The organism is Streptomyces canarius (assembly GCF_014650735.1).
In the GTDB taxonomy this organism is placed as follows: domain Bacteria; phylum Actinomycetota; class Actinomycetes; order Streptomycetales; family Streptomycetaceae; genus Streptomyces; species Streptomyces olivaceoviridis.
Genome location: NZ_BMVN01000028.1, coordinates 21,928 through 36,999 on the forward strand (window position 1 = coordinate 21,928; position 15,072 = coordinate 36,999).

General features: G+C 71.9%; 11 protein-coding genes. 7 read left to right on the forward strand and 4 right to left on the reverse strand.

The genetic code is table 11. The features are described from left to right. The first annotated feature begins 45 nt into the window (after positions 1–45). A complete protein-coding gene (locus tag IE294_RS30855) occupies positions 46–1,068 on the forward strand; it encodes a DNA-3-methyladenine glycosylase family protein (RefSeq protein WP_189891507.1) in 1,023 nt (340 codons plus the stop codon). 446 nt (positions 1,069–1,514) lie between these two features. On the opposite strand, the gene manB is transcribed toward IE294_RS30855, so the two are convergent. Both manB and IE294_RS30865 read right to left on the reverse strand, forming a co-directional pair. Beyond that, positions 1,515–2,597: a mannose-1-phosphate guanylyltransferase gene (manB, locus tag IE294_RS30860; RefSeq protein ID WP_189891509.1), complete on the reverse strand. Its 1,083-nt coding sequence runs from the start codon at positions 2,595–2,597 to the stop codon at positions 1,515–1,517. Positions 2,598–2,751: 154 nt separating this feature from the next. After that, positions 2,752–4,245 carry a peptidoglycan recognition protein family protein gene (locus IE294_RS30865; RefSeq protein ID WP_373315872.1) on the reverse strand — a complete coding sequence of 498 codons (1,494 nt, stop codon included), beginning with the start codon at positions 4,243–4,245 and terminating at the stop codon, positions 2,752–2,754. 111 nt (positions 4,246–4,356) lie between these two features. Between IE294_RS30865 and IE294_RS30870 the strand changes: the two genes are divergently transcribed. From IE294_RS30870 to IE294_RS30885, 4 genes are all read left to right on the forward strand, one after another. After that, positions 4,357–5,112: a TIGR03089 family protein gene (locus IE294_RS30870; RefSeq protein WP_189891512.1), complete on the forward strand. Its 756-nt coding sequence runs from the start codon at positions 4,357–4,359 to the stop codon at positions 5,110–5,112. A 207-nt stretch (positions 5,113–5,319) separates the two neighbouring features. Next, on the forward strand, positions 5,320–6,504 hold the full coding sequence (locus IE294_RS30875) for an LCP family protein (RefSeq protein WP_189891514.1): 1,185 nt from the start codon (positions 5,320–5,322) through the stop codon (positions 6,502–6,504). A 252-nt stretch (positions 6,505–6,756) separates the two neighbouring features. Next, positions 6,757–8,535, forward strand: a complete 1,779-nt coding sequence (locus tag IE294_RS30880) for an LCP family protein (protein ID WP_189891516.1) — start codon at positions 6,757–6,759, stop codon at positions 8,533–8,535. 82 nt (positions 8,536–8,617) lie between these two features. Further along, positions 8,618–10,279, forward strand: a complete 1,662-nt coding sequence (locus IE294_RS30885; protein WP_229917440.1) for an LCP family protein — start codon at positions 8,618–8,620, stop codon at positions 10,277–10,279. Between the two features lie 61 nt (positions 10,280–10,340). On the opposite strand, the gene IE294_RS30890 is transcribed toward IE294_RS30885, so the two are convergent. Further along, positions 10,341–11,372, reverse strand: coding sequence for a glycosyltransferase family 2 protein (locus IE294_RS30890; RefSeq protein ID WP_189891518.1), 1,032 nt, complete (start codon positions 11,370–11,372; stop codon positions 10,341–10,343). Positions 11,373–11,500: 128 nt separating this feature from the next. Between IE294_RS30890 and IE294_RS30895 the strand changes: the two genes are divergently transcribed. Then, on the forward strand, positions 11,501–13,021 hold the full coding sequence (locus tag IE294_RS30895; RefSeq protein WP_435858197.1) for an LCP family protein: 1,521 nt from the start codon (positions 11,501–11,503) through the stop codon (positions 13,019–13,021). Between the two features lie 70 nt (positions 13,022–13,091). Here IE294_RS30895 and IE294_RS30900 read toward each other — a convergent pair whose 3' ends face one another. Further along, on the reverse strand, positions 13,092–13,652 hold the full coding sequence (locus IE294_RS30900) for an acyl-CoA thioesterase (RefSeq protein WP_229917441.1): 561 nt from the start codon (positions 13,650–13,652) through the stop codon (positions 13,092–13,094). A gap of 119 nt (positions 13,653–13,771) precedes the next feature. Here IE294_RS30900 and IE294_RS30905 point away from each other — a divergent pair, with 119 nt between their 5' ends. Next, on the forward strand, positions 13,772–15,052 hold the full coding sequence (locus tag IE294_RS30905; RefSeq protein ID WP_189891524.1) for an LCP family protein: 1,281 nt from the start codon (positions 13,772–13,774) through the stop codon (positions 15,050–15,052). The last annotated feature ends 20 nt before the right edge of the window (positions 15,053–15,072 follow it).

A 15,072-nucleotide genomic window follows, 5' to 3' on the forward strand; every position in this document is an offset into this window, starting at 1 on the left:
GGCACCGGCACGGCACCGCACCCCTCGGACTCATAGGACTCCTTCGTGGCAGGACGTTTCCCCCAGCGGCCCACGCGTACGACCGTGCGCGGCGGGCATGTCGCCGTGCCGGCGGGGGCCGCCGCCGGGATACCACGGCAGGCGGTCGCGCCCGCGCGGGTACGGCGGTGGGTGCCTGAGGGGCCGCTGGACCTCGGGCTGACCCTCGGGCCGCTGCGGCGCGGTCCCGCCGACCCGACCTTCCGGGCCACGGCCGACGGCTCCGTGTGGCGGGCCTGCCGTACGCCCGCCGGGCCGGGGACGCTGCGGGTGCGGGCACAGGGCGGTGAGGTGCTCGGCGAGGCGTGGGGGCCGGGTGCCGCGTGGCTGCTGGAGCAGTTGCCGGAGCTGCTCGGTGCCGGTGACGATCCCGAGGCGTTCGTGCCGCGGCACCGGCTGGTCGCGCTGGCGCGGCACCGACGGCCGGGGCTGCGGCTGACCCGGACCGGGCTGGTGCTGGAGTCGCTGATCCCGTCCGTGCTGGAGCAGAAGGTCACCACCGACGAGGCGTACCGGGCGTGGCGGCGGCTCGTCCGGAGGTTCGGGGAGTCGGCGCCGGGCCCCGCGGGGGTCGGCGAACGGGCGATGTGGGTGATGCCGGCGCCGCGGACCTGGGCGCTGGTTCCGTCCTGGGAGTGGCACCGGGCCGGGGTCGACGACAAGCGGGCGTCCACGATTCTGCGGGCCGTACGGGTCGCTGCGCGGCTGGAGCAGGCGGTGGGGATGCCGGCGGACGAGGCTCGGGCGCGGTTGGAGGTCGTGCCGGGGGTGGGGCCATGGACGTCGGCGGAAGTGGTGCAGCGCAGTCATGGGGCGGCGGACGCGGTGACGGTCGGGGACCTGCATCTGCCCGGGATCGTGGGGTGGGCGCTGGCGGGGGACCGGGAGGCCGACGATGCGGAGATGCTGCGCTTGCTTGAGCCGTATGCCGGGCAGCGGCATCGGGCGGCTCGGTTGATCCTGCTGAGCGGGCACGTACCGGCGCGACGTAAGCCGAAGATGCGGCGGGTGGACATCGGGTTGCTGTGACCCGGCGCGGTCTGGGCAACTGGCCTCGCTTGCCGGCGCTGGCCGGGTGTGCGGCGCTGCGGTCGGCCGGGGGTGGGTGTCACTCACCGGTGCTGGCGGGGTGCCTCCCCCGGAGGGATTACCCCCGGCCCACCCGTGCCGCCCCGGCGGCACGACTGCCCGCAGCTGCGGCGGCAGGCTGCTTGCAGCAAAGCGGGGGCGGCCGGCCCAGCGGCGAACGGCACTGTGCGGCCGACGGCGGTGCAGTGCCCCAGGGGCGCGGGGAACTGCGCGGGTGACCCACCGCGGGCCGCGGACGGCATCCGGCGGCTTGGACCCTGGCGGGCCGACGGCATCCGGCGAGTGGGACCCCTGGCCGGTCGACGGCATCCGGCGAGTGGGACCCCTGGGCCACGGGCGTCCGAGGGCGTAGCCCCATGGGCGGTGGCCGAGGCTCCGGGTGCCCTCTACTGGTCGGAAGAGAAACGCACCGCTCCCGCCGGGATCCGGGCATCGCACCAGACCCGCACGCCGTCGCGGAGTTCGTTGTCGGCGCCCACGATCGCGCCGTCGCCGATGACCGTCCCGGTGAGGACGGAGCGTTCGCCGACGCGGGCGCGGGTGCCGATGAGGGAGTCGGTGATGACGGCGCCGGGTTCGATGACGGCGCCCGGCAGGATCGTGGAGCCGAAGATCCGCGCGCCCTGCGCCACGAACGCGCCCTCGCCCACCACCGTGCCGCCCGTCAGCTTGGCGTCGGGTGCCACCGTGGCCGTCGGCAGCACGAGCTGGTCGCCGCAGCGGCCGGGGACCGCCGGGGACGGGGCCCGGCCCAGGACCAGGTCGGCCGAGCCGCGGACGAAGGCGGCCGGGGTGCCGAGGTCCAGCCAGTAGGTGGAGTCGACCATGCCTTGCAGATGGGCGCCGGCCGCCAGGAGGCCGGGGAAGGTCTCGCGTTCCACGGACACCGGGCGGCCCGCCGGGATGGTGTCGATGACCGAGCGGCGGAAGACGTACGCCCCCGCGTTGATCTGGTCGGTGACGATCTCCTCCGGCGTCTGCGGCTTCTCCAGGAAGGCCAGGACGCGGCCGGTCCCGTCCGTGGGCACGAGGCCGTAGGCGCGCGGGTCCGTCACCTGCGTCAGATGGAGCGAGACGTCCGCGCCCGTCGACTCGTGGGTGTCCACGAGGGCCCTGATGTCCAGCCCCGTCAGGATGTCCCCGTTGAAGATCAGCACCGGGTCCTCGGGGCCGGAGTGCAGCCGGGCGGCGACGTTGCGGATGGCTCCGCCCGTGCCGAGCGGCTCCTCCTCCGTCACGTACTCGATGTGCAGGCCCAGCGCGGAGCCGTCGCCGAAGTACGGCTCGAAGACCTCGGCCAGATAGCTGGTGGCGAGGACGATGTGCTCGACGCCCGCCGCTCGCGCCCGCGCCAGCTGGTGGGTGAGGAACGGCACCCCGGCGGCCGGGACCATCGGCTTGGGTGTGTGCACCGTGAGCGGCCGGAGCCGGGTGCCTTTGCCGCCGACCAGGAGGATCGCTTCTGTCACCTGTCGTCTCTGCTTCCTGCCGGGACCGGCCGAACTACTCGTCATACTCGTTTCGGCCGGTCAGTGTATGCAGACCGTGCGACGACACCTTCGATGGCCGCGCGGTGTCCCGCGAGATCGGCGTGCGGTTTCCCCCGACCGCCCCGCTCCGGCCTCAGCGCCCCTGGTAGCCCGCCGCGCTGGAGCGGGCCGTGCCGAGCTTGGCGTACAGCCGCTTGCCGGGGCACTCGGTGGCGAACCCGTCGCGATGGCCGGAGATCACGTTCAGCCGTACGTTCTTCCCCTTGGGGTAGAGATTCCCACCGCCCGACGTGAGATATGTCTTTCCGCTCGGATTGACCCCGTAGAGCCCGAGCTTCCACGCGGTGAGCCGGGCGATGGCCTTCACCGCGGCGCTCGACGGCCTGGTCGCGCCGTACGTGCCGATCACCGCGATGCCCATGCTGTTGGTGTTGAACCCGAGGGTGTGCGCGCCGAGCACCGCCTTGGCGACGCCCCCGGCCCGGCCCTCGTAGAGGGTTCCGCACTTGTCGACGAGGAAGTTGTAGCCGATGTCCCGCCAGCCCATGCTCTTCACGTGGTAGCGGTAGATACTGCGGATGACGGAGGGGGCCTGGGCGCAGGTGTACGCGTTGCCCGTGGCGGTGTGGTGGACGAAGGCCGCCTTGATCTTCTTCGTGTAGACGAACCCGCGCTCGCGCAGTGACTCGTCCGCGCCCCAGCCCCGGCGGGTGACGATCCGCGGGCGCGGTCCGATGTACGGCTTCCCCCGCACCGGTCCCTGGAGGCGGGTCCGTTCCTGTTCGGTGGCCGACCGGTCCAGTTCCGGGATCGCGGTGGCGCCGAACGCGGTGATGTCCGCGTTGGCGGCCGAGGCGGCCAACGCGGCCTCCGTGTCCAGGGCGGTACGGGGCGGGTCGTCGCCGCGCGGGTTCGCGGGCAGCCCCTCACCGGTCACCCGGCCCTGGCCGCCCCCGGGGTCCACCAACTCCAGCCGCAGCCCCGGCGGCAGCGACGCCCCCGGACCGCCGGCCCGCTTCCCGGGAGGGAGCCCGGTGCCGTCCCCGCCGCCCGGCCCGGCCGCCCGCACCCGCACGTCCACACCGTCGGCGTCCCCCACCCACAGCGGTGCCGTCGCCCCGCGCACCCGCCGGGACGAGCCCTCCGCCGTGTCCGGGTCGGCGCCGTGGTCGGCGTTGTGCGCCTCGACGTCCTGCCAGCCGGACCACTGCCCCGTCACGGCGGACCGGGTGCGCACCCGCACCTGTCCCCGCAGTTCGGTGCCCGGGTCGTCCCAGACCACGCCGACCAGCGCGAACCGGTCGAGGCCGGTGCGGTACAGCCCCTGTTCCGGGGCTCCGCCGAGGACCCGTTCCCGGGAGAGCGGGACGAGCGGCAGCGACCGGGTGCTGCCCGGGACCGCGGCCTGACCCCGGCCGGTCGCGGCGGTCGCAGTGGTCGCAGTGGTCGCGGCGGAAACGGGTGCGGTCGCGCCGGTCGTGGGCGCGGGCGCGGTCGCGGCGGTCGCGGGCGCGGCGGGAGCGAGCGCGAGGGCCGTGGCGAAGGTGAGGCCGATCGAGCAGGCGGCGAGCGGGGAGACGCCAGGACAGGAGGTGAGGGATCCACGCATGTGCATGATCTTGGACATAGCCATACATATCTGTCCATCCATGAACTGACGGCCTGTCGGGGGACGTACCGCCGAACCAGTGGCCCCACCGCCCGCCGCGCCCGCCCGCCCGCGCGTACCCTGTCCCGGGTGAACGCCACCGATCGCACCCCTGCCGACCTGCTGACTTCCGCGCTCGCCGCGGATCCCGGCCGCCCGCTGGTGACCTTCTACGACGACGCCACGGGCGAACGCGTCGAACTGTCCGTGGCCACCTTCGCCAATTGGGTGGCCAAGACCGCCAACCTCCTCCAGGGCGACCTCGCCACCGGGCCCGGCGACCGGGTCGCGGTGCTGCTGCCCGCACACTGGCAGACGGCGGTGTGGCTGCTGGCCTGTTCGTCGGTGGGTGCGGTCGCGGACGTCGCCGGTGACCCGGCGGCGGCCGACGTCGTCGTGAGCGGGCCGGACTCGCTCGACGCGGCGCGCGCCTGCACCGGTGAGCGAGTGGCGCTGGCGCTGCGGCCGTTGGGCGGGCGCTTCCCGCAGACTCCGCCCGGGTTCATCGACTACGCCGTGGAAGTCCCGGCTCAGGGCGACCGGTTCGCCCCGTTCGCCCCGGTGGATCCGGAGGAGCCGGCGCTCATCGTCGCCGGGCGGGAGTTCAGCGGGGCCGAGGTCGTCGAGCTGGCCGCTTCCGAAGCGGGGGCGCTGGGCCTCACGGGTCCCGGGTCCCGGTTGCTGTCGGGGCTGCCGTACGACACCTGGGAGGGGCTGAGCGCGGGGCTGTTCTCGCCGCTGGCCGTCGGCGGGTCGGTGGTGCTGTGCCGGAACCTGGACCGGCTGGACGAGGAGGCGCTCGCCAAGCGGGTGGAGACCGAGAGGGTGACCACGGTGCTGCGCTAGGCGTACTCAGCCGAGTACCGCTAGGGCCTTTCGCTTGGATGACGCCGGGCTCCGCACGAAAGGCCCTGGGGCTCCTCCGGCGATTCGGCGGCTTCCGGGTGGCGCGTCACCCGACTGGAGCAGCAAAGGGCGCCTCCCCTCCCCCGCCCCGCCATCGTCGTAAGTGCAGGACGCGCCGCTCGTACGCCATGAGGGGATGGCCCTACCGTGACCGACACCGCAGGCAAGCCCGTCGGTCCCGGTCCGGGGGCGGGGGCCTCCGCGACCGGGGACGGGCTGATACGGCGCCGGCGGCGGTGGGCGCGGAACTCCGCGCTGGGGGCTGCCGTACTCCTCGTCGTGGCCGCGGGTGCCGGGTGGGCCGTCTACGCCAGGCTCAGCGCCAACATCACCGCCGACGAGGCCGCCGCCGCCGAGCTGGCGCGGTTCGAGCGGGAGCGGCCCACCGCGCTGGTGCGGGACGCGCAGAACATCCTGCTGATCGGGTCCGACACGCGGGCCGGGGCCGGCAACGGCACGTACGGGAAGGACGCCGGCACCGAGCGGTCGGACACGACGATCCTGCTGCACCTCGCCGCCGACCGGCACAGCGCCACCGCCGTCTCGCTGCCCCGGGACCTGATGGTGGACGTCCCGGGCTGCGGGCAGAAGGACGGCGGGCGCAGCGATCCGGTGTTCGCGATGTTCAACCACGCCTTCCAGGTGGGCGGTCCGGCGTGCACGATCCGGACCGTCGAGAAGCTGACCGGCATCCGGATCGACCACCACGTGGTCCTTGACTTCAGCGGGTTCAAGGAGATGGTGGACGCCGTCGACGGCGTGGAGGTGTGCCTGAAGGAACCGGTGGACGACAAGGCGGCGAAGCTGAAGCTGCCCGCGGGGAAGGTCAGGCTCGACGGGGAGCAGGCGCTCGGGTTCGTCCGCGCCCGCAAGTCGCTGGGGAACGGCAGCGACACCGAACGCATGGAGCGGCAGCAGCGGTTCCTCGGCGCGCTCGTCAACAAGGTGCAGAGCAGTGACGTCCTGTTGAACCCGGTGAAGCTGTATCCGGTGCTGGACGCGGCGACCTCCTCGCTGACCACCGATCCGGAACTGGCAAGCCTGAGCGGTTTGTACCAGTTGGTGCGTGGACTGCGTGACATCCCCACCGAACGTGTCCAGTTCCTGACGGTGCCGAGGGAGTCGTACGTCTACGACGCCAACCGCGATCAACTCGTGGAGCCGCAGGCCGAGATGCTGTTCGCCCGGTTGCGGGCCGATCGGCCGGTCGTGGTGACCCAGGAGAACGCGCAGGAGATTCCCGGGCAGGACACGGGGTCCGGCACGGCGGACGACCCCTCGCCCGCCCCGACGTTCCGCGGGCGGACCGCCGCCGAACAGACCTGTGAGTGAGCCGTGCACCGGGGTGGTGAACTGCCGTTCAGAAAATCCGTTCAGAAAATGAGGGGGATTGCCCGGTTGTAGGCATGTCGAATTTGTCACCAGCGTCGCTCGACGCTGAACTGGGCGGATAGTGTGAGCGATCCGGTGCACCTGGCCGCGAGGTCCGACGGGCTTTGTCGGGGCCGTGCACTGTTTCACCGAGACCCGAGCGCCTTGGAGGGGGAAGGCGCCGCGTGGCCCCGACGGAGGATTCGGACAACCGTGGACGCGCAAGGCCGTGGGCGGGCGGACAACATCGACCCCGCAGACCAGTGGGTGCTCAATCCGAACACCGGCGAATACGAACTGCGACTGAGCCCTACCGCAGCGCAGTCGCCGGTTCCCGGACCGCGCAGACCGTCCCCCCGGGACGGCGATGACGCGGCGGGCGGCCGTGCCCGGCAGACGACCGGCAAGGAGCGGCAGACGACCGGCAAGGACCGGCAGACGCCCCGGGCGCGCGGCGCCGAGGTGCCGGCCCCGCGCTCGGCCCGGCGCCGGGGCGGTGAGCCGGAGGCACCGCAGGGCAGGCGCGCCTCCCGGCGGCCGGTGAAGAAGAAGTCGACGGCGAAGAAGGTGCTGTTGTGGACCGGCGGGTCCATGGCCTTCGTGCTCGTCGCCGTGTCGGCCGCCGGCTACCTCTACATCAAGCACCTGAACGACAACATCACGTCCGTGTCGGACGACGGCGCCGGCACCGGCGGCTTCCGCAAGGACGAGGCGATCAACATCCTGGTGATCGGCACGGACAAGCGCACGGGCGCGGGCAACGAGGGCTACGGCGACTCGGGCAGCGTCGGGCACGCCGACACGACGATCCTGCTGCACGTCTCCAAGGACCGGTCCAACGCCACCGCGCTGAGCATCCCGCGCGACCTGATCGTGGACGTCCCGGACTGCCCGACCGAGCAGGAGGACGGCACCACCAAGGTCATCCCGGGCTCACAGGGCGTCCGCTTCAACGAGAGCCTGGGCCAGGACGACCGTACGCCGAGCTGCACCATGCGCACGGTGACCGAGCTGACCGGGATCAAGCCGGACGACTTCATGGTCGCCGACTTCAACGCGGTCAAGACGCTCACCGAGGCCGTCGGCGGCGTCGAGGTGTGCCTGGCCAAGAACATCGACGACCCCAAGTCGCACCTGAAGCTGTCCGAGGGCAAGCACACGATCTACGGCGAGCAGGCGCTGGCGTTCGTGCGCACCCGGCACTCCGTCGGCTTCGGCGGCGACCTGAGCCGGATCGAGCTCCAGCAGCAGTTCCTGGGCGCGCTGATGCGCAAGCTGAAGGGCAACGCCACGCTCACCAGCCCGACGAAGATGGTGAAGCTGGCGGAGGCGGGCACCAAGGCCCTCACCGTCGACGACAAGCTCGAGGACATCGGCAAGCTGAAGGACCTGGGTCTGGAGCTGGGCAAGCTCAACCCGAAGAACCTGACCTTCACCACGGTGCCGGTCGTGGACAACCCGGCGGAGAAGATCCACGCCACGGTCGTGCTCAACGAGTCGAAGGCTCCGGCGGTCTTCGACGCCATCAGCAACGACGTCTCCTTCACCGACGTGAAGAAGAAGGAGAAGGCGGCGAAGGACGCGCAGGCCGCCCGGCTCAAGGGCACCAAGGCGCCCGCCTCCGAGGTGCGGGTGCGCATCCTCAACGGCGGGGCCCAGGCGGGCAGCGCCCAGGCGGTGCTCAACTGGCTCCAGAACGACGAGGGCGTGACCAAGTCGGAGAACGCGGGCAACGCGCCCGCCCCGTTGGCCAGGACCACGCTGGAGTACGGTCCCGACGAGGCGGCCCAGGCACGCCGGCTGGCCGCGATCATGGGCCTGTCCGGGGCCGCGCTGAAACCGGGCGAGAGCGTGACCAACTCCCAGGGGCTGCCGGCGATGACGCTGACCCTGGGCAAGGACTTCAAGGGAGCGGGGGTCTCCCTGACGGCGCCGACGAAGGCGCCGGACGTGGACAAGTCCACGGCGGACAAGGTGAAGTGCGCCTCGTAGGTAACCCTACGGGCCCGTCAAGCGTCTAACCGGACGCGGGACGGGCCCGTTGCTTGGCGCAAGGGTGGGGAGGGCAGGGAGTTTGGCGCAGAGCGAGGTGCGCGGGGAGGCTCCGGCGGTCGAGGACACGAAGTCGCTCGCGCCGAAGAACTCGGACGCGCCGGCGCGTTCCGGCCGGCACGGCAGTGGACGTGGCGGCAGACGGCGGACGGGTGGGCCGAAGACCGAACGGCCGCGGCGCAGACGGCGGGTGCTGCGCTGGTCGGCCACCGTGCTGGCGGTGGTGATACTCGGCACGGCCGGTGCCGGATATCTCTACTACCAGCATCTCAACAGCAACATCGAGAAGGGCAAGCGGGCCAACGGCGACGACTCCAAGGCGCACAGGACCCGTCCGAACGCGGCCGGCCAGACCCCGCTGAACATCCTGCTGATCGGCTCCGACAGCCGGAACTCCAAGGAGAACCTGAAGCTCGGCGGCAGCAGGGACCACGTCGGCGACCCGCCGCTCGGTGACGTGCAGATGCTCATCCACCTCTCGGCGGACCGCAAGAGCGCCGCCATGGTGAGCATCCCGCGGGACACCCGGGTGGACATCCCCGAGTGCACGGACCCCAAGACCGACCATGTCTATCCGGCGACGAACGACATCATCAACGTCAGCCTGGCCCGCGGTGGGGCCGGCTGCACCCTGCTCACCTGGGAGAACCTCACCGGGGTCTACATCGACCACTGGATGACGATCGACTTCGCGGGCGTGGTGCGGATGGCGGACGCGATCGGCGGTGTCGAGGTGTGCGTCAACCAGAACGTCTGGGACCACTCGACGCCCCGACAGCGCGGCGGCTCCGGCCTGAAGCTGACGAAGGGTCCGCACCAGGTGAAGGGCGAGCAGGCACTTCAGTGGCTGCGCACCCGGCACGCCTGGGGCAGCGACCTGATGCGGGCCCGCGCGCAGCACATGTACCTGAACTCGATGGTCCGCACGCTGAAGCAGCAGAACGTGTTCACCGACACCGGCCGGCTGATGGACCTGGCCGACGCGGCCACCAAGTCCCTGAAGGTCTCCGAGGAGATCGGCACGGTCAAGAAGCTGTACGACCTGGGCATGGAGATGAAGTCGGTGCCGACCGACCGCATCACCAGCCTGACGATGCCCAACCTCCCGGACCCGAACGACCCGGACAACCACGTCGTACCGGACGACGACAAGGCCGCCAAGCTGTGGCAGATGCTCCAGGACGACGTGCCGCTCGACAAGAACGGCGGCGAGTCCGGACCGAAGAAGGACACGGGCAAGGACGAGCCGGCCAAGAAGCCCTCGCTCGACGCGAGCCGGCTCGGGGTGCTGGTGCAGAACGCCACCCGGACCGGCACCGAGGCCCCGGTGCAGCAGCGGGCGTCGGCGATCGGCCAGGTGCTCGTGCAGAAGGGCTACGCGCGGGCGCAGGCCGACACCTCGGGGAGCCTGGCCGAGGACAAGACGGTCGTGCGGTATCCGAGCGCGGACCTGGAGGGTGACGCCCAGGCGGTGGCCAAGGCGCTGGGCATCCCGATGAGTTCGGTCAAGAAGTCGACCGACGTGTCGGGGGTCACCGTCGTCGTCGGCGCGGACTGGCGCTCGGGCAGCAGCTACCCCAAGCAGTCCCAGCCGAAGGCGGGCGACCTGCCCGAGGGCACCGACGCCGTCAACGCCTCGGACAAGGGGGACTGCATGGACGTGTACGGGCCCTACCAGTGGTAGTGACGCCCCGGCGCACATGAAGGGGCCCCTCCCGCGCGGGAGGGGCCCCTTCGTGTGTCCGTCAGGCGGCGGCGTCCACGACCGCGGGCCGCCGGGAGGCGATGACCCTCTTCGCCAGGGACTTCGGGCTGGTCAGGAAGCCCCAGCCCCACGACATGTGCATGGTGGCGAGGGCCACCGGGATCTGGAGCCGGGCCTTCGGCCGCAGCCCCTTGCCGGCCGGGACGGAGCCCGCGACGATCGCGGCCAGGTAGCCGCCGGGGATCACGAGGCCCCACGGGGTCAGCGCCGCGCCGACGACCAGGCCCGCGGCTATCGCGCACACCGCCGTCGGCGGCGCCAGGTAGCGCAGGTTGATCGAGCCGGAGTGGTAGCGGGCGACGACGTGCCGCCAACGGCCGTAGTCCTTGTACTGCTTGGCCAGTGCCCGCACCGACGGCCGCGGCCGGTACGACACCTTCAGTTCGGGCGAGAACCAGATGAGCCCGCCCGCCTCACGGATGCGGAAGTTCAGCTCCCAGTCCTGGGCGCGGATGAACTCCTCGTTGTAGCCGCCCTGCTGCTCCAGCGCCTCGCGGCGGAAGACGCCGAGGTAGACCGTCTCGGCGGGGCCGGCCTGGCCGCCGGTGTGGAACGCCGCGTTGCCGACGCCGATCTTCGAGGTCATCGCGGCGGCCACCGCGTGCTCCCAGTCGGTCTCCCCCTCGGCGTGCATGATGCCGCCGACGTTCTGCGCGCCGGTCTCCTCCAGGAGCCGTACGGCGGTCGCGATGTAGTCCGGCGAGAGCATGCCGTGGCCGTCGACGCGGACCACGACGGGGTGCCGGGAGGCCTTGATCGCCGCGTTCAGCGCCGCGGGCGTGCGGCCGGTCGGGTTCGGGACGGTGTGCACGCGCGGGTCTTCGGCGACCAGCTCGGCGGCGATCTCGTCCGTGCGGTCCGTGGACGGACCGAGGGCGATCACGACCTCCATCTCGCCGGCGTACTCCTGCGCGAGGATCGCTTGGACGGCCCCGCGCAGATGCCGCTCCTCATCGAGGACGGGCATGATCACGGACACTGCGGGGAGCCGCACGTCGGGCTTGGCGTTCATAGGGGCCTCACGTTACCGCGAACGGGGGATACGGGTGCGCGCCGCCGGGCCTGCGACGCGGGCTGGAGATCGTATCGGCCTACTGTGCTCGCGGATCCCACGTACGGCCTCGTCCGGAGGTGTCCCCCTTGCCCAGCCCGCCCCGGTCCCCCTCCCCCACCGCCAGAAGCGTGGGAGGGGCTCCCAGCCCGCAGCGCCGCCCGCGGCCACCCCGCCGGGTGCCGCGCCCGCCCGAGCGGCAGGTACGGCCGGTCCGGCCGCCGCGGCGGCCACGCTGGGCCATGCGGGCGGTCACCACGCTGTCGGTCGTGGTGCTCGCCTCCGCCGGGATCGGGCACGCGGTGGTCGCCAGCCTGGACGCGGGCATCGCCCGGATCGACGCCTTCAAGGACATGAAGAACCGGCCCCGGGCCGGGCACGGCATGAACGTCCTGCTGGTCGGCACCGACGGCCGCGACAAGCTCAGCGAGCGGGACCGGCGGGCCTACCGGCTGGGCGGGGCACCCTGTCACTGCACCGACACCATGATGATCGTGCACATCGCGGAGGACCGGGAGCGGGCCACCGTGGTGAGCCTGCCGCGCGACTCCTACGCCGAGGTGCCCGCGCACGTCGACCAGAACACCGGTCAGCGGCACGGCCCGCACCCGGTCAGGCTCAACGCGGCCTACGCCGAGGGCGGCCCCCAGCTGACCATCCGCACGGTCGAGAGCATGACCCATGTGAAGATCGACCACTACCTGGAGATCGACTTCACCAGCTTCATGCGGACCGTGGACGTCCTCGGCGGGGTCAAGGTGTGCACGCCGACGCCGCTGAAGGACCGGTACACCGGGCTCGACCTCGCGCCCGGCACGTACACCCTCCGGGGCGGGCAGGCGCTCCAGTACGTACGGGCCCGGCACGTCGACGGGGCCAGCGACCTGGGCCGGATGAAGCGGCAGCAGCGGTTCCTGGCCGCGCTGCTGGACAGGGCGACCTCCTCCGGGGTGCTGCTGAACCCGATGCGGTTCCGGGACGTGACCCGGGCGGTGCTCGGCTCGGTCCGCGCCGACGCGGGCTTCGGCACCGACGAGCTGCTCGACCTCGGCCGCGCGATGCGGAACTTCTCGCCGTCCTCGTCGGAGTTCACCACCGTCCCGATCGGACGGATGGACTACCCGGTCAAGGGCATCGGTTCGACCCTGAAGTGGGACCCGGCCAAGGCGGAGCAGCTGTTCGGGGCACTGCGGGACGACAAGCCGCTCGCCGATCGGCAGCCGCGCCGTGACCCGGCGCGGACTCCGGTGCCGGTGGAGGTGTCCCCGGACACGATCCGGGTCCAGGTGGCGAACGGCAGCGGCACGGTGGGGCTGGCCAAACGGGTCGACGCGGCGCTCGCGGCGACCGGCTTCGCCACCACCCGCCGCCCGGTGACCGCGCCCGCCCGGGTGGCGCGCACGGTCGTCTTCTACGACCCCCGCTGGGACCGCTCCGCCCGTTCCCTGGCCGCGGCGCTGCCGGGCAGCGAGCTGCGGGCCGTGCCGGGCCAGGGACCGCTGCTGAAGGTGACGGCGGGCGCGGAGTTCACGACCGTGCGGAAGGTACGGTTCGACGACCCGGCGCAGCCGGACCAGAGCGTCGTACGGGGCAACGAGGTGACGTGCTGAGGCCGTCCCCCCAGTCCTCGAACCGGTCCTCGAACCGGTCCGCGGATCAGTCCCGGGATCAGTCCCCGGATCAGTCCTGGAAGCCTTCCGCCGCCCGCTTCTCCCGCAGTTCCCGGATCGCCCGGCGGCGGGCCAGGCGGTGGGTGCGGCGGATCTGGGCCTCCTGGTAGCGGCGGCGATCGCGGTCGGTCTCCGGTATCACCGGCGGCACCCGGCGCGGCTTGCCGTCGGCGTCGACGGCCGTGAAGACCAGGTAGGCGGAGCCGACCTGGGTGGCCGGGTCCGACTCGTTCCAGCGCTCGGCGAGGACCCGGACGCCGATCTCCATCGAGGTCCGGCCGGTCCAGTTCACCTGCGCCTTGACGTGGACCAGGTCACCGACGCGGACCGGCTCCAGGAACACCATCTCGTCCATGGACGCGGTGACGGCGGGACCGCCGGAGTGCCGGCCGGCCACGGCGCCCGCCGCGTCGTCGACGAGCTTCATGATCACGCCACCGTGCACGGTCCCCAGCAGGTTGGTGTCGTTGTGGGTCATGATGTGGCTGAGGGTGGTGCGCGAGGCGGACGTGGGTTTGCCCGGGATGTCCGGTTCCATCGCCGGATCCGTGTCCGTGACCTGGTCTGTCATGCCCCCTACCTTATGCCGAAGCCTCATTCGCGGACTTTGTGTCGGGTTCGCAACAGCGAGGCCCTGATTTCCCGACAGCCCTTGTCGAGTACATAGCCGAGCCCTGCACACTGGGGCGCATGAATGACTGGCCCGAGGGATGGTCCGACGACAACCGCGGCCCGCGCTACGGACGCGGCAGTGCCGGCGCGCAGCCGGAGGGGGCCCGCGTGATGCGTCAGGTGCGGCGCGGCCCGGCGGCGCCGCCGTACGGGGCCGGTGTGCCGCGGCAGCCGTCGTACGTCGACGGCCAGGGGCACGAGGAAGGCGCCGGCTACAGCGACTACGACAGCGGCTACAACACCGGCCAGGTCTACGGCGGCTCCGGCGGCCGGGGCCCCGGCGGCACGGCGGGGGCGCCCACCCGGGCGCCGCGCCCCGCTCCGAACTGGCGGCGCCGGATCAAGTGGACGGCGATCACCCTGGCGACCGTGCTGGTCGTCACCTCGATCGCGACCTACTTCTGGGCCGACTCCAAGCTGCGCCGCGAGGTCGACCTGTCGAAGGTCATCGACCGGCCGGAGGGCGGCGACGGCACGAACTACCTGATCGTCGGCTCGGACAGCCGTGAGGGCATGTCCAAGGAGGACGAGAAGAAGCTGCACACCGGCGGCGCCGAGGGCAAGCGCACCGACTCGATGATGATCCTGCACGTCGGCGGCAACGGCGACACGCTGATCTCGCTGCCGCGCGACTCCGACGTGGTGGTCCCGTCGTACCAGGGCTCGACGTCCGGGAAGACCTACCCGGCGCAGGGGCGGCACACGAAGCTGAACGCCACCTACGCCGAGGACGGGCCGACGCTGCTGGTCCGCACGATCGAGGCCAACACCGGGCTGCGCATCGACCACTACGTGGAGATCGGCTTCCAGGGATTCGCCAGCATCGTGGACGCGGTGGGCGGCGTGGACATCACCATCGACAAGGGCTTCAAGGACAAGTGGTCGGGCGCCGACTTCAAGGCCGGCAAGCAGACCCTGAACGGCCAGCAGGCGCTCGCCTTCGTCCGTACCCGGCACGCGTTCGCCGCGTCCGACCTCCAGCGCACCAAGAACCAGCAGAAGTTCCTGGCCGCCCTGGCCCACCAGGTGGCCACCCCCTCGACGATCCTCAACCCGTTCAAGTTCTACCCGACCATGGGCGCGGGCCTGGACTCCCTGATCGTCGACAAGGACATGTCGCTGTGGGACCTGGGCTCGATGTTCTGGGCGATGAAGGGCGTCAGCGGCGGTGACGGCACCTCGATGAACATGCCGATCTCCGGCTCCGTGGGCGGCAACCTCGTCTGGGACAAGGCCAAGGTGAAGACCCTGGTGAACGAGCTGAACAACGACGAGAAGGTCACCGTCTCCGGCAACTGACCTCGTCACGCACCGGTTCG